Origin of the sequence: Acinetobacter sp. BHS4 (genome assembly GCF_018454425.1) — a bacterium.
Taxonomy (GTDB): Bacteria; Pseudomonadota; Gammaproteobacteria; order Pseudomonadales; family Moraxellaceae; genus Acinetobacter; species Acinetobacter pittii.
The window spans coordinates 1687110-1704308 of the sequence record NZ_CP075323.1; the positions used below are offsets into that span (position 1 = coordinate 1687110).

At 39.5% G+C, this 17199-nt stretch carries 18 protein-coding genes; 13 read left to right on the forward strand and 5 right to left on the reverse strand.

The genetic code is table 11. From position 1 onward, the window contains the following. A complete protein-coding gene (locus KIP84_RS08020) occupies positions 1-867 on the forward strand; it encodes an MBL fold metallo-hydrolase (protein ID WP_213689684.1) in 867 nt (288 codons plus the stop codon). Between the two features lie 92 nt (positions 868-959). On the opposite strand, the gene pcaU is transcribed toward KIP84_RS08020, so the two are convergent. After that, positions 960-1772, reverse strand: a complete 813-nt coding sequence (gene pcaU, locus KIP84_RS08025) for an IclR family transcriptional regulator PcaU (protein WP_002120879.1) — start codon at positions 1770-1772, stop codon at positions 960-962. A gap of 42 nt (positions 1773-1814) precedes the next feature. Continuing rightward, positions 1815-2735, reverse strand: coding sequence for a LysR family transcriptional regulator (locus KIP84_RS08030; RefSeq protein ID WP_213689685.1), 921 nt, complete (start codon positions 2733-2735; stop codon positions 1815-1817). 89 nt (positions 2736-2824) lie between these two features. Here KIP84_RS08030 and KIP84_RS08035 point away from each other — a divergent pair, with 89 nt between their 5' ends. From KIP84_RS08035 to KIP84_RS08050, 4 genes are read left to right on the forward strand one after another with little or no spacing between them, the layout of a single operon-like run. Continuing rightward, on the forward strand, positions 2825-4066 hold the full coding sequence (locus tag KIP84_RS08035) for an acyl-CoA dehydrogenase family protein (protein ID WP_206217892.1): 1242 nt from the start codon (positions 2825-2827) through the stop codon (positions 4064-4066). A 17-nt stretch (positions 4067-4083) separates the two neighbouring features. After that, positions 4084-5205 carry a phosphotransferase family protein gene (locus KIP84_RS08040; protein WP_199977614.1) on the forward strand — a complete coding sequence of 374 codons (1122 nt, stop codon included), beginning with the start codon at positions 4084-4086 and terminating at the stop codon, positions 5203-5205. Continuing rightward, complete coding sequence (locus tag KIP84_RS08045; RefSeq protein WP_017481016.1) at positions 5202-5900, forward strand: histidine phosphatase family protein; 699 nt, start codon at positions 5202-5204, stop codon at positions 5898-5900. Before KIP84_RS08040 ends, KIP84_RS08045 begins: the two co-directional genes overlap by 4 nt. A gap of 16 nt (positions 5901-5916) precedes the next feature. Next, a complete protein-coding gene (locus KIP84_RS08050) occupies positions 5917-6660 on the forward strand; it encodes an SDR family oxidoreductase (RefSeq protein ID WP_068931056.1) in 744 nt (247 codons plus the stop codon). A 34-nt stretch (positions 6661-6694) separates the two neighbouring features. On the opposite strand, the gene KIP84_RS08055 is transcribed toward KIP84_RS08050, so the two are convergent. The 3 genes from KIP84_RS08055 to KIP84_RS08065 all read right to left on the reverse strand — a co-directional run bounded on the left by KIP84_RS08055 (position 6695) and on the right by KIP84_RS08065 (position 10278). Continuing rightward, positions 6695-7951 (reverse strand): OprD family outer membrane porin, encoded by a 1257-nt coding sequence (locus KIP84_RS08055; protein ID WP_213689686.1) that lies wholly within the window; start codon positions 7949-7951, stop codon positions 6695-6697. Positions 7952-8060: 109 nt separating this feature from the next. Next, entirely contained in the window at positions 8061-9410 is a 1350-nt protein-coding gene (locus tag KIP84_RS08060; RefSeq protein WP_199977609.1) for an MFS transporter, read from the reverse strand. 400 nt (positions 9411-9810) lie between these two features. Next, complete coding sequence (locus KIP84_RS08065; protein WP_075383091.1) at positions 9811-10278, reverse strand: MarR family transcriptional regulator; 468 nt, start codon at positions 10276-10278, stop codon at positions 9811-9813. A gap of 149 nt (positions 10279-10427) precedes the next feature. Here KIP84_RS08065 and KIP84_RS08070 point away from each other — a divergent pair, with 149 nt between their 5' ends. From KIP84_RS08070 to KIP84_RS08105, 8 genes are read left to right on the forward strand one after another with little or no spacing between them, the layout of a single operon-like run. Next, on the forward strand, positions 10428-11537 hold the full coding sequence (locus tag KIP84_RS08070) for an amidase (RefSeq protein ID WP_213689687.1): 1110 nt from the start codon (positions 10428-10430) through the stop codon (positions 11535-11537). A gap of 36 nt (positions 11538-11573) precedes the next feature. Continuing rightward, on the forward strand, positions 11574-12722 hold the full coding sequence (locus tag KIP84_RS08075) for an acyl-CoA dehydrogenase family protein (protein WP_213689827.1): 1149 nt from the start codon (positions 11574-11576) through the stop codon (positions 12720-12722). A gap of 25 nt (positions 12723-12747) precedes the next feature. Further along, complete coding sequence (locus tag KIP84_RS08080; RefSeq protein ID WP_044100129.1) at positions 12748-13107, forward strand: hypothetical protein; 360 nt, start codon at positions 12748-12750, stop codon at positions 13105-13107. A 10-nt stretch (positions 13108-13117) separates the two neighbouring features. Then, the gene (locus KIP84_RS08085) at positions 13118-13645 is read left to right on the forward strand and encodes a nuclear transport factor 2 family protein (RefSeq protein WP_213689688.1); all 528 of its coding nucleotides are present in this window, start codon (positions 13118-13120) and stop codon (positions 13643-13645) included. Between the two features lie 29 nt (positions 13646-13674). Next, the gene (locus KIP84_RS08090; RefSeq protein WP_005046772.1) at positions 13675-14952 is read left to right on the forward strand and encodes an aromatic ring-hydroxylating dioxygenase subunit alpha; all 1278 of its coding nucleotides are present in this window, start codon (positions 13675-13677) and stop codon (positions 14950-14952) included. 10 nt (positions 14953-14962) lie between these two features. Next, complete coding sequence (locus tag KIP84_RS08095; protein ID WP_002120925.1) at positions 14963-15448, forward strand: aromatic-ring-hydroxylating dioxygenase subunit beta; 486 nt, start codon at positions 14963-14965, stop codon at positions 15446-15448. 10 nt (positions 15449-15458) lie between these two features. After that, a complete protein-coding gene (locus tag KIP84_RS08100; RefSeq protein WP_213689689.1) occupies positions 15459-16196 on the forward strand; it encodes an SDR family oxidoreductase in 738 nt (245 codons plus the stop codon). A gap of 34 nt (positions 16197-16230) precedes the next feature. Continuing rightward, positions 16231-17184 carry a PDR/VanB family oxidoreductase gene (locus tag KIP84_RS08105; protein WP_144734473.1) on the forward strand — a complete coding sequence of 318 codons (954 nt, stop codon included), beginning with the start codon at positions 16231-16233 and terminating at the stop codon, positions 17182-17184. Positions 17185-17199: the final 15 nt, after the last annotated feature.

The following is a 17199-nucleotide window of genomic DNA, read 5'->3' on the forward strand; positions in this document are numbered from 1 at the left end:
ATGCAACAACCTTTAGTAAAAGATTTTTTTGATGAAAACACCAATACTTTTAGCTATGTTGTTGCAGATTTAGCGACTCTTCAATGCGCGATTATTGATAGCGTGCTTGATTACGATGCCGCATCGGCCACTACAAAAACAACTCATGCTGATCTGATTATCGATTATGTCTTGGCGCAAAACTTCAAAGTACAATGGATTTTAGAAACCCATGTACATGCCGACCATATGACTGCGGCTCAATATTTAAAATCTAAATTGGGCGGTACAATTGCGATTAGTCAAAAAATCTCGATAGTACAAGAAACATTTTCGGCTATCTATAATTTTGATTTTAAGAAATTTAATGAAAATCAGCCGTTTGATTATTTGTTTGAAGATTATGAACATTTTAAAATAGGGGAGATAGAAGCCTATAACATTCCTACACCAGGGCATACGCCAGCTTGCTTAAGCTATGTGATTGCCGATGCTGTTTTTGTAGGTGATACTTTATTTATGCCTGATTATGGTTCGGCCAGATGTGACTTTCCTAAAGGAAGTGCTGCTGAGCTTTATGATTCGGTACAAAAACTTTATATACTTCCCGACGACATGCGTATGTTCTTATGCCATGACTATAAGCCCGAAGGCCGTGATAAATATATCTGTCAAACAGATATAAAAACTCAAAAGCAAAGCAATATTCATTTAAATCGACGAGTTTCCAAGGACTCATTCATCAAAATGCGTCAAGAAAGAGATGCTACTTTGGCAATGCCAAAATTAATTCTGCCTTCAATTCAAATTAATATGAACGGTGGAAACTTTCCGGAACCAGAATCAAACGGCATTCGTTATTTGAAAATTCCTTTCAACTACTTCTAGAAATAGCCTAAGCATTTACTTTGGATCTTTTTATGCTGTAAATAGCCTAAGCAATAACAAAATTTACCCTATCAAAATAGCCTAAGCAAGATTTAAAGAACTTGTCTTAAATCCCGCGAAGTCTCTTGCAATAGCGGCAGAATATGTTGAATTAAATATTCTTCAGTTGTTTTCATAGTTGGAGAAACAATATTTAAAGCTGCAACCACTTTAAAGTCTTGCCCATAAATCGGTACGGCGAGCGCATGAACTCCTAATTCGTGTTCTTCACGCGAATAACACCAATCTTGTTCTCGAATCTCTTGTAGTAACTCTAGAAATTTATCATTTTCCACATGCGTATATTTAGTTAAACGCTGAAGAGGATATTTTTGGAGCCAGTCTAATTGTTCTTCTTGGCTTAAATGTGCCAGTAAAATTTTACCCGCAGATGTCGCATGAGCAGGTAAGCGGTTACCCAAATGTAAGCCGTATGGATTTACACGGTCAGTTTGTTGGTGGGCCGCACTACGAGCAATGGTAATGGCTTCATAACCATCAAGTACCATCACCGAATAAATGAGAGAAGTTTGGTTAGTTAGAAGATTTAATAAAGGCTGAGATACTTTCGGAAGCTGGGCTGCACCTAAATAAGCTCCTGAAAATTTAAGAACTTTCGGAGTTAAATAGTAATAGTGACCATCTGACTCAAGATACCCTAAATATTCTAAAGTTAATAAATGACGTCTTGCTGCTGCTCGGGTAAGCCCAGTTTTTTCAGCAGCCATAGAAATGTTTAAACGATGTTGATTACTACTAAAGCTATCTAAAATCGCCATGCCTTTACCAATACCAGCAATGTAATCTTCATGACGAATCGTTTTTTTGTTGTCCTGATTCTGGATTATCCGTTCATCTTTACTCATTACTGATCCTTGTACGATAGAAGCTTAGTAGATCAATTTGCTTTAATGAAAAAGTTTAATAATTTCATGTCGCAAAAATTGATGTCTTAAATTATCCCTTAAATCTTCGTGCCAAAACATACCCATTTTAATATTGGTTATCTCAAAAGGCAGAGAATGTAGACAAATTTCAGGACTATAAGACAAATGCTGTAAAATCATTCGAGGCATCGTAAGTATTGCATCGGCTTGGGCTCCTAAAACTTGTAACGCTGTTGAGTAGTTTTGACAGCGCATAAATATATTTCTTGAAATTTTTTGGTGTTGGTTTAAATAAATATCTTCAAGTAAAGCGCCTGTACGGCGTGACGAAACACCAATGTGTCGTCCATTAATATAACGAGATAAGTCGACTTCTTTAAGTTGACTGCAAATGACAAACTCGTCTGTTACCAAATGATCAAAGGTAATTTTTGGAGATAAATATTGTTCTAGGTCAATCACGAAATCGAGCTGTTGTGTCGCCAAGTCCGCCATAATATGTTTTCGATCTAGTTTCATACTCACAAACTGCAAATCTAAATTAATATTTTGAAAATGTTGAGCCAGTCTTGGAAGAATAATTGGCTCAATCTCATCATGCACGGCGATTTTTAAGTTTTTTAAGCTTGTTGGATCAAAGACATGTTTTTGCTGGCTAATATTTTGGATGGTTAAAAGTGCTTGTTTCACCGTTGGGTAAATCTGCTCGGCAAAAGGAGTGGCAGACATTTTATTGCCTACTCGTGTAAACACATCATCTTCAAGTTGCTGACGTAAACGCTGCAAAGCATGACTTGCCGCTGACTGCGTAATATTAAGGCTACTTGCGGCATTCGAAATACTTTTTTGTTCATAAATCGCGATAAAAAGCGGATATAAATTGATATCGATTCGGTGAAAAAAACTTAAGTCTAGGCCATGCAGGTTATGAATATTATTCATGAGGTGTTATTTAATAAAATCATTTCATTCATATTAAGTTTCAAGTTATGTTGATGTAAAGACCAGATAATGATGTGAAGGAAAAAAGAATGTTTGAACTTTCAAAGAAAGCTCAAGATTTTGCTGAGCGAACAAGAAAATTTATTTTAGAAGAAATAGAACCAGTCGAAGCAAAATTTTGGGAAGAGGTTCATGAGCTAAATCCAGATGGAAACTGGAAAAAATGGCAGTGGCCTGAACTGTTAGAAACTCTGAAAACTAAAGCTAAACAAGCCGGTCTTTGGAATATGTTTTTACCCGATGAAAAGTTGGGTGCTGGGTTAACTGTTCAAGAATATGCGCATATTGCTGAATTGACTGGCCGCAGCTTATTGGCACCTACCGTTTTTAACTGTAATGCACCAGACACAGGAAATATGGAATTGTTATGGCGCTATGGTAGTGAACAGCAAAAACAGCAATGGTTACAGCCTTTACTGGACGGAAAAATTCGTTCTGTTTTTTGTATGACTGAACCCGATGTTGCGTCAAGCGATGCAACCAATATGCAAGCGACTGCACTCATCGACGGTAATGAAATTGTTTTAAATGGCAAAAAATGGTGGTCGTCTGGTTTAGGTGACCCAAATGCTAAAGTCATTATTTTTATGGCGCATACCCCAGATGAAACCAAAGACCGCCATCATCAACACTCCATGGTTTTAGTACCGATTGATACCGCAGGTGTCGAAATTCAACGGATGTTATCTGTGTTTGGTGACTACGATGCGCCGCATGGACATGGTGAGGTTCACTTTAATAATGTTCGAGTGCCTATTGAAAACTTTATTGGTGGAGCGGGGCAAGGCTTCGAAATTGCACAAGGTCGTTTAGGGCCAGGGCGTATTCACCATTGCATGCGCTGTATTGGAGCTGCTGAAAAAGCTTTAGAGCTTATGATTGATAGAGGCATGTCTAGAACGGCGTTTGGCAAAGAAATTCTAAAACTTGGCGGAAACCTCGAACGCGTGGCTGATGCTCGAGTCGCCATAGATCAAGCCAGACTTTTAACCTTGTATGCTGCTTATAAAATGGATACTTTAGGAAATATGGCTGCTTTAACAGAAATATCTGCAATTAAAGTGGTCGCTCCGAGTGTTTTAGAAAAAGTAGTCGACATGGCGATTCAGCTACATGGCGGTGCAGGCGTTTCAAGAGATACGCCATTAACGGGCTTCTTTGCCCAAGCACGCAGTTTACGTTTAGCTGATGGTCCAGATGAAGTACATAAAGGCATGATTGCCAAATTAGAGTTGGCCAAACGTGGTTATGGTCGTCATAAGAAAGTATAAGTTTAAAGGAAGTGAATATGTCGGTAATTGATGTAGGCGGTGAAGTACGTGAAGGTGAAGAGCTTGATATTGGGGCAGTTGAAAACTGGTTAAAAAACCAAGGTGTTGAGTTGGTTGGCCCAGCGGTCGTTACTCAATATACGGGCGGGGCGTCGAATTGGACTTATCGTTTAAAATATGAAAATACCGATTTAATTTTGCGACGTCCCCCAAAAGGAACAAAAGCGAAATCGGCCCACGATATGGCCCGTGAATATATGGTGCAGAAAAATCTTGCGCCTTATTATCCGGTGCTTCCTAAAATGGTAGCACTTTGTCAGGATGAGTCGGTCATTGGCTGTGATTTTTATGTAATGGAACGCATTGAAGGAATTATTCCTCGTGCAAAATTACCGCCTGAGCTTGGTTTTAATGAAGAAGATGTTCATCAACTTTGTGTAAACGTTATTGATAAGCTCATTGAGCTGCATCAAGTTCCTTATGAGAACACGCCTTTAGCTGAACTAGGTAAAGGAACAGGATATTGCCGTAGACAAGTTGAAGGTTGGGATAAACGCTATGAAAAAGTCCGTACTATTAACGTTCCTTCATTTAAATATGTTCGAAAATGGCTAAACGATAATATCCCTCAAGACTCTACGACTTGTATTATTCACAATGATTGGCGTTTTGATAATGTGATTTTAGATCCAGAGCATCCAACAGAAGTGATTGGTGTATTGGATTGGGAAATGGCGACTTTGGGTGATCCATTAATGGATTTGGGTAGCGCTTTGGCCTATTGGGTCGAACCTACGGATAATATGATTTTTAGATCGACGCGCCGTCAGCCTACTCATCTAAAGGGAATGTTCTCTCGTAAAGAAGTCGTTGAATATTATTTGAAAAAAACAGGTCTGGAGCCTCAAAACTGGGCTTTTTATGAAGTCTTCGGTGTTTTCCGTTTAGCAGTGATTGCCCAGCAAATCTATTATCGCTATTACCATAAACAAACTCGAAATCCTGCTTTTAAAGATTTCTGGATTGTCATTCATGCGCTACATATTCGAGCTTTAAAACTTATCGCGCAACAAAAATTGCAAGAATCTGAATTTGCTCAGCAATCTCTACAGAAAATACAGGGTATTTTAAGAAAATGACCACAATTTATCTGGTAAGACATGGGCAGGCATCATTTGGTAAAAGTAACTATGATGAACTGTCTGAAAATGGTGAGGCTCAAGCGACGTTATTAGGACAATATTTTAAGCAAATATTGAAAGAACAACCTTATGTGGTTGCAGGAACCATGCAGCGTCATGAACAAACCGCACAACTTGCACTTAATGAATGCTTCCCAGATACAGTAATTCATCATAATAATTTATGGAATGAGTTTAACCACCAACAGGTTTTTGCACGTTATGAGCCACGTTTTGAACAGCCTGAGTTGTTAAAAGCTGACGTAGCACAAGAACAGAATCCTCGCGCGTATCTGGCCAAAATATTTGAAGGCGCTATTGGACGATGGACAGATGGAGATTTTCATCATGAATATGATGAGTCTTGGCCGCATTTTAAAGAAAGAGTCGAAACAGCATTGCAGCAACTTTGTGATGAGTTAGCAAAAACCAAACCTCGTTATGCAATTGTTTTTACATCTGGTGGTGTGATTTCTGTAGCAATTGGCAAACTGCTTGAACTTAGCCCCAATCGAACTTTTGCCTTGAATTGGGCAATTGCTAATACAAGTCTCACAACTTTGCGGTTGGTTGGAAATGAAGCTCAGGTTTTAAGTTTAAATGAACATCATTTTATAAAAGCTGAGCGTCCAGATTTACTGACATGGATTTAAAAATAAGGATAAAAGCATGGCAAAGACAATTTTAATTACAGGTGCAAGTTCTGGTTTAGGCGCTGGTATGGCGCATGAATTTGCAGCCAAAGGTTATAACTTGGCGATTTGTGCACGCCGTTTAGACAGATTGGAAGATTTAAAAACTGAACTTGAAAATGAGTACGGTATAAAAGTAATTGCAAAAAGTCTGGATGTAACTAATTACGATCAGGTTTTTGAAGTATTTCGCGCTTTTAAACAAGAATTTGGCTATTTAGACCGAATTATTGTAAATGCGGGAGTCGGCAATGGCCGCCGTATTGGTAAAGGTAATTTTGAAATTAACAGAGCCACGGCTGAAACAAACTTTATCTCTGCTTTAGCACAGTGTGAGGCAGCGATTGAAATTTTTAGAGCGCAAAATGCAGGTCATTTGGTGGTGATGTCATCCATGAGTGCGATGCGTGGATTACCAAAACATTTATCGACCTATGCAGCAAGTAAAGCTGCGGTCGCTCACTTGGCCGAAGGTATTCGTGCTGAATTACTGGATACACCAATTAAAGTCTCAACCATTTTCCCAGGTTACATTCGCACTGAAATGAATGAAGGTGCTAAACATTTACCTTTTGAAGTAGATGCCAAAACAGGATGTAAAGCTTTGGTCAAAGCGATCGAAAAGCAACCTGTAAAAGCTTATGTGCCACAGTGGCCGTGGTTACCCATGAGTATTGCCATGAAGGTTTTGCCTTTAAAGTTGGTCAATAAATTAGGATAAACATTACCCCCTAAAATTAGGGGGTAATATTTATTTAGAACTTTTTGGTGTAATTAACAAATAAACGGTCTTCACCAAAGTCATTGCCGTGTTTTACATTGTAATCAATACGAATATATTGCAGAGCCACGCCTTTTAAGAATGGCTGTTGAAATGCATAGTTTAAAATCACATTAGACTCGGTTTCATGGTTCTTTTCACCATTGGCTGCTTTAAAGTCATTGCCGTAAACATATTTCACCATCGCATTTAGGCCCGGCACATAGTCTTTAAAGTCGTAGCCGTACATGACATGGTAAGACTTTTCATCTTCTTTAAAGAAGCCAGTGGCATTCCAGTTAATGAAATAGGTTTCTGGTAAGAAGCCATCCGGTAGCGGGTAAGCCGACTCTCCAATAATTTGTTGGTAACCCAAACCAAAGGTATGGTTTTTTACTTTGAGCGTTTCTAGTACCCCGATGTTTTGCGCATCAATATCAAAAGTGTTGCCATCATCTTGTGCATTGAAGTATTTAAACTTAGACGTAAGAGCGAAATTAGGTTGTTTCCAATTATGCTCAAACCCTACATAGTGTTTGTTGTAGAGGTCTTCCAAATTACCGAAGTAATATTCACCCTTGAGTGACGGCGTGAATTGATAGCGCAGATCTATGTAGTTCAGGCCATCAGATTCTTTAGTAATTCCATTTGATGTGAAAGAAAACTTTTTAAAGTCTTCTTCATTTCGTGGCGACACTTTTTCCACTCGGCCAATTTCAGCATAGAGTTGATCTGAAAGTTGTGACTTTAAGTTAGTTCCCCAATACGAAGTGAGTAACTGACGACTAGCATCGACTGCCGTTACAGGTAAATCGAGCCAGAGTTCACCGACACTTAAAAGTGTTTTGTCATAGCCGAGTTTTAAGGTCGCGCCGTATTTTAAATAGTCTGAAGCCTGAGATTGCGTTTCTTTATTAAAAGGCAAAACTGTGTCAGCGACATGTTTGTCTGAACTCAAGCGCACGGCGTATTGAACCGATGCATCGGCCCCAATTGTGATTGGCTTGTCTGCTATGACTAACGGAGTGTCATGCATTTTCGATTTATAAAATAAAGACGCTGCCTGAGACCAACTGCCAGTATCTTTTAAGGCATCATTATCAAAATCACGGTTGATATAGGCGTTTTTTAAAGTGAATTTCCATTCATCTTCAGTTTGCTGATTTGGATTTGCGGCCCATGAGTTGCTACACATCAGTAATAAAGTGGCAACAGCTAAAGTGTGTGGTTTAAAACGGTGAAATAATTCCATAATCCATTTTCCAGATGTATGCCAATCCTCGGCACTACGCAATTTTGAGTATTTTGGTACTCTCTAAGCGTTTAGTTAGAGAGTACATTTTTGCAATTGGTGAAACCTATTAATTTAATTTTTCAACCTTCATGCTTTCACTAAAGAATTTGCAGCCTTTAAAAAGCAGAATTAGAGCCAGTACACACGACAGACCACCTACAATAGATAAAGAAGAACCCACCATTAACGGACTACCAAAAACTTTATCTGTGATAATGGCCACCAATGTTGTACCAATGCCGAGCCCAATTAAGTTACTCACCAAAAGGAAGAGGGCAGAAAGGCGTGCTCTAAATTGGTTCGGGGCTAACATTTGCAAAGCAGTTGCTGAAATCACTAGAGGGAAAGATGCAAAGAACATTGCAGGAATCAGTAAGCTAACTGAAAGCCAAAGCTGATCTGTTTGGGTAAAAAATGCAATTGGAATAATCAGGCCAACAATACCAATCACACCCGTGAACATCGGCGCATCTTGGCGACCTTTTTTAATAAACCAGTCATTTAGCCAGCCTGCACAAAATACGCCTAATGTATTTGCGACTAACAGAATCGTACCGAGCATATAGCCTGTTTCAGTCGGCGCGAGTTGAAACTTACGAATATAAAATGCAGGTGTCCAGCTAGTTAGGCTATAGAGTGCCATTGCATAAAAGGTAAAACCTAAATAATGACAAGCAAATGTTTTCGAATGTTTTTTAATAAACTGAAGACATTGTGTGAATTTAACTTGGTCAACTTGTCCATTTTGGTTGAGCTGTTGGCCTTTACGTGCAGGGTCTTTAACGGTCAAAATAAACAGCAAACCAATAATGATGCCAGGTAAACCCACTACTAAAAAGGCAATCTGCCATGCTTTAAGGGCCCCTAATAAAGGAACTTCAATGAGTGTCACACCTTTAAGCAGGTTAATGACATAACCGCCAACTAAGAAGGCAATACCTCCACCCAAAAAAGCGCCAATTGAATAAATCCCGACAGCACGTCCTAGTTTGTCCTTACTAAACATGTCGCTAAACATTGAATAAGCCGCTGGAGATAAAGCCGCTTCACCAACACCGACCGCCATACGGCTTAAGAACAGTTGAATAAAGTTTTTACTTAAACCACAAGTTGCCGTTGCTAGACTCCAAACAATAATCCCGATTGAAATCAGTTTTGGTCGTGAAAAACGATCGGCGATGTAGGCTAAGGGTAAACCCATAACGGCGTAAAACAGTGAGAAGGCGAGGCCATGTAATAAGCTAAATTGAGTATCTGAAAGTTGGAGATCTGCTTTAATGGGTTCAATCATCAGTGCCAGAATTTGGCGGTCAATAAATGAAAATATATATGCCAACATACAAAGTATGACCACATACCATGCATAAGCATTGCTTTTCTTTTGTGTCCTTTCAACAGCGATATTACTTTGGTTCATACACTTAATCCTTATGTATAAAACGCTTAAAGAAATTGATATCTAACTTTTATTATTCCTCTGAAGTTTTTGATATTTCCCCCTTTTAGATAAGAATAATAAATAGGCTAGAAATGAGTAATTTGGTCTCGTACAGACCGGAAGAGTGCGTCTAAACCCAATTAGGAGTTAATGGGATTTTTAAGATCATGGAATTATTATTTTCTTTTTATATGTAAAATTCCATTACTTATTAAGTATGTTAGAATACCTAAAAAGTATGTTAAGTAATTATATATAGATAAGTTTGTGATATAAAAAATTGATTTTATTTATTTTTATTGTTTTAACGAAAGAGCAGCTAAAGAAAAAGAAATTTTTAACTGCTCTAAGAAAGCTAATTTATCATAATGAGAAATATTTAACTGGATGGCATTAGGTCAAATAATTTCTTTAACTGGTTATTTAAATTATGTAGCTCGTCTTCTGAAAAAGCATTCAGGATGCCTGCCAAGGTAACCACACTAATCTGATTAATCTGTTCAACCAGCTCAATACCTTTGGGAGTTAATTTCACCATCGAGATGCGTTCATCTGAAGTAGAAGAGTAGACCTCGACAATTCCATCTTCTACTAAGCGATATACCGCTTTGGTTGCCGTCGTTAACTTTAAAGTAGAAAGATTGGCGATGTCGGTGATACTGGCTTCCCCAAGGGCATTAGTGCTTAAAATAATTTTACGGCGTGTATTATCAATACCTAGCTTTTTTATTGATTTTTCAATCAGTTGTGAATACTTTCCATTCACTTGGGAAACCCAAAAAAAAGGGAAATTTTGAATACTCGACGGTTCTTTATTAGGAAGAAATTGTTCTAAATGATCAAGCATAGCTAAGCAATAACTTAGTGAAAAAAGGGTAATCCTATTATAAACAAAATTTTGCATATTTCCTTGAGAACAAATTATAAAAAATACTTGACAATTCCATTAAATTTTCCGATATTTTAATTAATCAATAAAAATACATGGAAAAGTGAATGAATATTGTTAGCCAAAGCGTGCACAAAGGAAGTGGCAAGCTCAAGGTCATGGTGAAAGACACAATTGATATTCAAGGTCTAAAAACCATTGCTGGCAGTCGAGCTTTATTAAATGCTGAACCTGCTCAAGATGATGCTGAAGTAGTTAAAAATATTCTAAAAGCAGATTGTGAAATTATTGCGAAAACAAATTTGCACGAATTGGCTTTTGGTATTACAGGCATTAATCACGCTTTTGGTACACCCATCAATCCTAAATATCCTGAACTTATCCCAGGCGGATCTTCAAGTGGTTCGGCTGCGGCAGTTGCTTCTAAACAAGCTGACTTTACTCTAGGCACAGACACGGGTGGCTCTATTCGTATGCCTGCTGCGTGCTGCGGAGTTTTTGGTTTAAAACCGACTTTTGGTCGCGTGAGCAGAAAAGGTGTATATCCGCCGTCAAGTTCTTTAGATTGCGTTGGTCCTTTTGCAAATTCAGTCGAGATGATTGAAAAGGCCATGCAAATTATTGATCCAACTTTCAAACCTACTGAATTTACTAGTGCACCAAAAATTGCTGTTTTAGATGTAAGCGCAGATGAAGTTGTTTGGAACTGTATTCATCAAGCACTTCAAAAAGCCAATTTACAGACCACTTCAGAAAAAGTTGAACATTTTGAAGCTGCTTATGATGCAGGCATGCAGATTATTAATTATGAAAATTGGCAAGCTTTTGGCGAATTAACTCAAACGGGCTTAATTGGTTCTGATGTAAATGGTCGTTTATTAAAAGCGGCACACACCACTTTAGAGCAAGTAAAGCAAGCTGAAGTTGTGAAAGCGCAGCTCACTCAAGAGCTCGATGCACTATTAGAAAAATATGATGCATTGGTTCTACCGACACTTCCGCAAATTCCACCGAAAGTTTCTGAAGCTGAAAACACAGTTGCATTTTTGAATCTTACAGGTTTAGTTCGACCATTTAATTTATCTGGACATCCAGCCATTTCAGTGCCACTTGAAACCAGTGAAGGTTTACCAGTGGGCTTACAGATCGTATCAAAGCATCAAAAAGATGAGCAATTATGCGCTATAGCTAAATTTTGTGTTGATGCAATGCAATAAATTACAAGGAGTTAGATGATGAATAAGTTGTCTAAAATGGAGTTTGCTTCTCAAGACAAAGCAGTTGACTTAGACGCTTTGTGTCAAGAAATTCGTGAGCGTGCCTGTACAGGTGAATTTGATAATCAGGCGTATGTGAGCCAAGACATTATCGAAAAACTTAAACAGATTGGTGTTTATCGTGCCTTGGTGCCTAAACGTTTTGGCGGTGAAGAATGGTCTCCACGGCAGTTTTGCGAGTTAATCGAAACTTTATCTAAAGCTGATGGTTCAGTCGGTTGGGTGGCAAGTTTCGGTATGAGCCCTGCCTATTTAGGAAGTTTGCCGGAAGAAACGCTTAAAGAGTTGTATCAAAACGGGCCAGATGTTGTATTTGCTGGAGGTATTTTCCCACCACAACCAGCTGAAATTACTGATGAAGGTGTAGTGGTTCGTGGACGTTGGAAATTCTCAAGTGGCTGTATGGGAGCTGACATTGTTGGTGTAGGAATTTCACCGCTTAAAAATAATGAAATGCAAGGCTTACCTCGCATGGCAGTGATGCCTGCAAAAAAAGCTAAAATCGAAATGACTTGGGACACCGTTGGCCTAAAAGGTACGGGAAGCCATGATTTAGTCATTGAAGACGTATTAGTCGAAAAGAAATGGACCTTTGTACGTGGTGAACCTTCAAAACTAAGCGAACCATTTTTTAAATATCCGTCGCTTTCTTTAGCGACTCAAGTATTAACCGTGGTGGGTATTGGGGTTGCAGCTGCCGCATTAGAAGAATTTGAAAAACTGGCGCCGGGTAAAGCATCCATTACAGGCGGTTCAGAAATTGCCAACCGCCCAGTGACTCAATATGAGTTTGCTCAGGCAGATGCAGAATTTCAGGCTGCAAAATCTTGGTTTTATCAAACCATGGATATTGTCTGGAATGAAATTATTGCTGGTCGTGAAGCAACTGCTGAACAAATTAGCGATATGCGTCTGGCATGTACCCATGCAGCGCGAGTTTGCGCCAAAGTCACCCGAAAAATGCAAATGCTTGCGGGCATGACAGCGATTTATACCAACAATCCATTTAGCCGTTTTGTGAATGACACCAACGTGGTGACTCAGCATGCCTTTATGGGCGATGCGACTTTACAAAATGCAGGCTCAATCAGTTTCGGGTTAAAACCAACCCCAGGTTATTTATAAGTTTAATTTTTAATAGGATATTGAAATGGAAGCTAAAAAATCATTACGCGTTTTGTTCTGCATGGGTATTAACCAAAACTTTTTTGACGCAGAGCCAGCTGAAGCAAAAGCGGTTTGGGCAGCGTTTGGTGAAATGTGGAATGGCATTCATGATTTACCGGGCGTGCATGTTTTTGGAAATCTTGATGATGACCAAAGCATGGTTGGCCCAAGTGCAGGTTGGCCTTGGACAACCTACTTGCTTGCAGATGTTCCGGATATTGAAACCGTACACGCGGCTTGTAACTTGTTTAGAACGACTATGGTGGGTGAAGGTCCATACAAACTTTGGAAATATTGCAAAGTTGAAGCTCGTGTTGGGCGTGAATTGATTATTCAACGTTAAGGCGACCGTAATGACTGACAAAGTGAATTTTGCAGAAATCTTAGAGCGACTAGAACAGTTAGAAGCGCACAACGCCATTCGTAATTGTCTGAACCGTTATATGGAAATCTGTGATGAGCTTAATGCAAATACAGATCTTGATGAGCTGATGAATCTTTTTGATCAGGACTGTATTTGGGAAGGTATTGGCGAGAAATATGCCAAATCCTTTGGCCGTTATGATTCTTGGCAGTCGATTTACGACATGTTTAAAAGCTATATCCAAAAAGAATCTCACTTTGTTATAAATGCACACTTTGTGAATTCAGAACAAATTCATGTAAATCAAAATGATGCAAATGCTTCATGGCTGATGTTGCAGACTTCAACGTTTAAAGATGGTCGTAGTCATCTGAATACAGCAAAGCTCAACGTGAAGTTTCAAAAGCAAGCAGATGGAACATGGAAAATTAAACACTTCCAAACACAGAATATTTTCAGTCGTCCCGTATCGCATTGGCACAGTGAAGCCGAATTGCCAGTACCTTCCCAGGAATGACCCAGGACATATTTAAAAGGACTATTGATATGAACAGTATTATCCCGACGCATAACATTGGCACTGATTACGATGCTTTGGTTCAAAGTGACCGTGCCCATACTTCTCTTTATAAAGATGAACGCATTTTTGATGAAGAAATGGAAAAAATCTTTTATAGCACTTGGGTGTGGGTTGCACATGCCAGCGAAATTCCAGAAGGTGGAAGCTATAAAACGATTAACATTGGTAAACAGCCTGTTGTTGCAGTGCGTGACCGTAAAAAGAAAGTCCATGTACTTTTAAACCGTTGTCGTCACCGTGCAGCAACCGTATGTGAACATAAAAAAGGAAAAACCAATAGTTTTGTATGTCCGTACCACGGTTGGAGTTATGCACTTGATGGTAGTTTACGCGGTGTGCCATCTCCAGAAAGTTACGGCGATTGTTTAGATAAGTCAGAATTACCGTTGGTGAGTCTACGTGTAGAAGAATATAACGGCATGATCTTCGCTTCATTTAAAGAAGATATTCAGCCTCTTGAAGAGTTCCTTGGACCTGCAAAAAAATGGATTGACCTGTTTATGAAACAAGGCGCGGGTTATCCAATTAAAGTGTTGGGCGAACACCGTTTCCGCTTCCCGGGTAACTGGAAAATCCAGCTTGAAAATACCACCGATGCATATCACTTCCCGTTGGTACATAAGTCATTCTTAAGTTCTGTCGATGAAAAAACCGAGGAACTCTTTAACTTCGAAAACCAACCGGGCTTTGTTGAAGACTTAGGTAATGGTCACAGTGTTATGGTGATGATTCCTGAACTGGTTGATCTAGACGAAGAGCTTATGGAGCGACCAATTCAAGAGCGCTTTGAAGACTTGGCTCAAGCTTTGCGTGACGAAGGCCATGAAGAGTTAGAAGTACGCCGTATTGTTCGTGCAGTCGGTGGTTCTGGCTTTAACTTAAATTTATTCCCGAATATTGCATGCTCGATGGCGTTCTTCCGTGTGTTACAGCCAATTTCAGTTGCTGAAACAGAAATTCATCATTCGGTGATTACGATGGATGGTGGTCCACAAATTGCCAATCAATATCGCTTACGTTTGCATGAACATTTCCAAGGCCCATTTGGTTTTGGTACGCCAGATGACTCTGAGGCTTGGGAACGCGTACAACATGGTGCCAATGCCGGTAATGATTTATGGATCATGCTCAACCGCGGTTTACCGGGCGAAGTTAAAACTGAAGATGGATTAAAAAGTGATGTCAGTGCTGAAACAGGTATGCGTGCAGCATATCAGCAGTGGAAAAAGATGATGACAGCTTAAGGAGAGAGCAATGAATATGAATCTGCAATTATTAAATGAAGTCACTGCTTTCATCTGGGCTGAAGCAGATATGTTAGACCACAGTGAGTACCGTGAATGGCTTAATTTATGGAATGAAAAAGGGGTTTATATCATTCCAATTGACCCGAACCTCACAGACTACGAAAACAACTTAAATTATGCCTATGACGATAATCATATGCGTACTTTACGTGTACAGCGTCTTGAAAATGGTGAAGCGATTTCTACAGCGCCTAAAGCAAATACTGTGCGTAGCATTTCTCGTGTACGAGTCATTCAAGACCAAGATGATGAAATCGTTTTACGCTGTGCTCAAAACTTACGTGAATTTCGTAAAGAAAACCTCAAGCATTACACAGCAGATATTACTTACCATTTGACTCGTGATGCGGCCACAGGTTTTAAGATTAACCGTAAAATCATTAACTTGGTTAACTCAACCGATACCTTAGCTGGTATTAGCTACATTCTTTAGGAGCGGTAACATGAAACAAGTTGTTTTAGTGACAGGTGCTGCTTCTGGACTCGGTAATGTGATTGCTGAATATTTTGCGAGCCAAGGCCATCAAGTGATTTTGTCAGCGAGTACGCTTGAAAAAGCCGAAAATGCTAAGGCACAAAGTCAATATGCACAAAATATGTTCCCCTTGAAATTAGATATTTCTGTCGAAGCAGATTTTCATGCAGCAGTGCAATGGATTGAAAAGAAATTTTCTAAACTTGATGTGTTGATTAACAATGCCACCGTCACCAAAGCAACGCCCGTATTAGAAATTACCGCAGCCGATTTTGATTGGGTGACCCAAGTCAACCAACGCGGCACTTTTCAAGCTTGCCAAATTATTGGTCAATATATGGCTAAAAAGGGTTATGGACGCATCATTAATATGGCGTCGTTAGCAGGACAAAATGGCGGTACTGCAACGGGTGCACACTATGCGGCAACCAAAGGTGCCATTGTGACGTTAACCAAAATTTTTGCCAAAGAGTTTGCGGCAAAAGGGGTGACGGTCAATGCGGTTGCACCGGGTCCAATGGAATCACCAATCGTTCATAGCGTGGTGTCAGACGAAAAAATGGAACAGTTTATCCAGAATATTCCGGTTAAAGCCTTAGGAAGTATGCATTTTATTGCTGAAACTTGTGGGTTGCTCGCGAGTCCAAATGCGGGGTTTGTGACTGGTGCAACATGGGATATTAACGGTGGTTTATTCATGCGTTAAGCCAATCGCTTAACCATGAAAAGGGAGTTAAATCATGACTACACTTTATGATGTTGTCGTTAAAAATCGCCATGTGGAAGGTGGAAATATTGCAGTCATGGAATTTGAATCTGCAACTTCTGCAACATTACCAAAGGTTGAAGCGGGTGCGCATATTGATGTGCACTTACCAAATGGCATGGTACGCCAGTATTCACTTTGCCAAAATCCAAATGACGAAGGTAAGTTTCGCCTTGGAATTTTACGTGACCCTGAATCACGTGGTGGCTCAGTTTCGGCTTTTGATGAAATTAAAGATGGTATGCAAATTCAGGTGAGCGAGCCAAAAAATTTATTTCCACTTTTAAAAGCCAAACACAGTGTATTGATTGGCGGTGGTATCGGGATTACGCCGTTAATCACGATGGCTTATCAACTTGCACACGAAGGTGAATCATTTGAGCTTCACTACTGTGGTGCTAGCCCTGAACACTGTGCTTTTGTTGATGAAATTAAAAATGGCGAGTTAGCAAAATATACAACCTTCCATTTTAAATCTGAAGGTGCAAGCCACCGAGCATTTTTTGAATCTGCCATTAAAGATATTGACTCGGAAAGCCATATTTACACCTGTGGTCCAGTCGGTTTTATGGACTGGGTGATTAATCTTGCCACGACTCACGATTTTCCTGAACAGCAAATCCACAAAGAATATTTCCAAGTTGAAACTGATACTTCTGGAGATTCATTTGAGGTGGTGGCTGAGCGTAGTGGAAAAATCATTATGGTTGAAGCAGGTGAAACCATTTTGCAGGCATTGGCTAAAGAAGGCATCGAGATTGAAATGTCTTGTGAGCAAGGCGTATGCGGAACCTGTATGTGCGATGTAATTGAAGGCGAACCCGATCATCGAGATGTTTATTTTACTGATGAAGAAAAGGCCAGCAATGAGCAAATATTGGTGTGCTGTTCACGCTCTAAAACACCGAGATTAGTTTTAGATATCTAATGCTCTCGCGATTTA

Bases quoted from the DNA above. Each gene is read 5' to 3' on its own strand.
- KIP84_RS08020 (WP_213689684.1), top strand. From the start codon at position 1: ATGCAACAACCTTTAGTAAAAGATTTTTTTGATGAAAACACCAATACT.
- pcaU (WP_002120879.1), bottom strand. From the start codon at position 1,772: ATGAGTAAAGATGAACGGATAATCCAGAATCAGGACAACAAAAAAACG.
- KIP84_RS08030 (WP_213689685.1), bottom strand. From the start codon at position 2,735: ATGAATAATATTCATAACCTGCATGGCCTAGACTTAAGTTTTTTTCAC.
- KIP84_RS08035 (WP_206217892.1), top strand. From the start codon at position 2,825: ATGTTTGAACTTTCAAAGAAAGCTCAAGATTTTGCTGAGCGAACAAGA.
- KIP84_RS08040 (WP_199977614.1), top strand. From the start codon at position 4,084: ATGTCGGTAATTGATGTAGGCGGTGAAGTACGTGAAGGTGAAGAGCTT.
- KIP84_RS08045 (WP_017481016.1), top strand. From the start codon at position 5,202: ATGACCACAATTTATCTGGTAAGACATGGGCAGGCATCATTTGGTAAA.
- KIP84_RS08050 (WP_068931056.1), top strand. From the start codon at position 5,917: ATGGCAAAGACAATTTTAATTACAGGTGCAAGTTCTGGTTTAGGCGCT.
- KIP84_RS08055 (WP_213689686.1), bottom strand. From the start codon at position 7,951: ATGGAATTATTTCACCGTTTTAAACCACACACTTTAGCTGTTGCCACT.
- KIP84_RS08060 (WP_199977609.1), bottom strand. From the start codon at position 9,410: ATGAACCAAAGTAATATCGCTGTTGAAAGGACACAAAAGAAAAGCAAT.
- KIP84_RS08065 (WP_075383091.1), bottom strand. From the start codon at position 10,278: ATGCTTGATCATTTAGAACAATTTCTTCCTAATAAAGAACCGTCGAGT.
- KIP84_RS08070 (WP_213689687.1), top strand. From the start codon at position 10,428: ATGAATATTGTTAGCCAAAGCGTGCACAAAGGAAGTGGCAAGCTCAAG.
- KIP84_RS08075 (WP_213689827.1), top strand. From the start codon at position 11,574: ATGGAGTTTGCTTCTCAAGACAAAGCAGTTGACTTAGACGCTTTGTGT.
- KIP84_RS08080 (WP_044100129.1), top strand. From the start codon at position 12,748: ATGGAAGCTAAAAAATCATTACGCGTTTTGTTCTGCATGGGTATTAAC.
- KIP84_RS08085 (WP_213689688.1), top strand. From the start codon at position 13,118: ATGACTGACAAAGTGAATTTTGCAGAAATCTTAGAGCGACTAGAACAG.
- KIP84_RS08090 (WP_005046772.1), top strand. From the start codon at position 13,675: ATGAACAGTATTATCCCGACGCATAACATTGGCACTGATTACGATGCT.
- KIP84_RS08095 (WP_002120925.1), top strand. From the start codon at position 14,963: ATGAATATGAATCTGCAATTATTAAATGAAGTCACTGCTTTCATCTGG.
- KIP84_RS08100 (WP_213689689.1), top strand. From the start codon at position 15,459: ATGAAACAAGTTGTTTTAGTGACAGGTGCTGCTTCTGGACTCGGTAAT.
- KIP84_RS08105 (WP_144734473.1), top strand. From the start codon at position 16,231: ATGACTACACTTTATGATGTTGTCGTTAAAAATCGCCATGTGGAAGGT.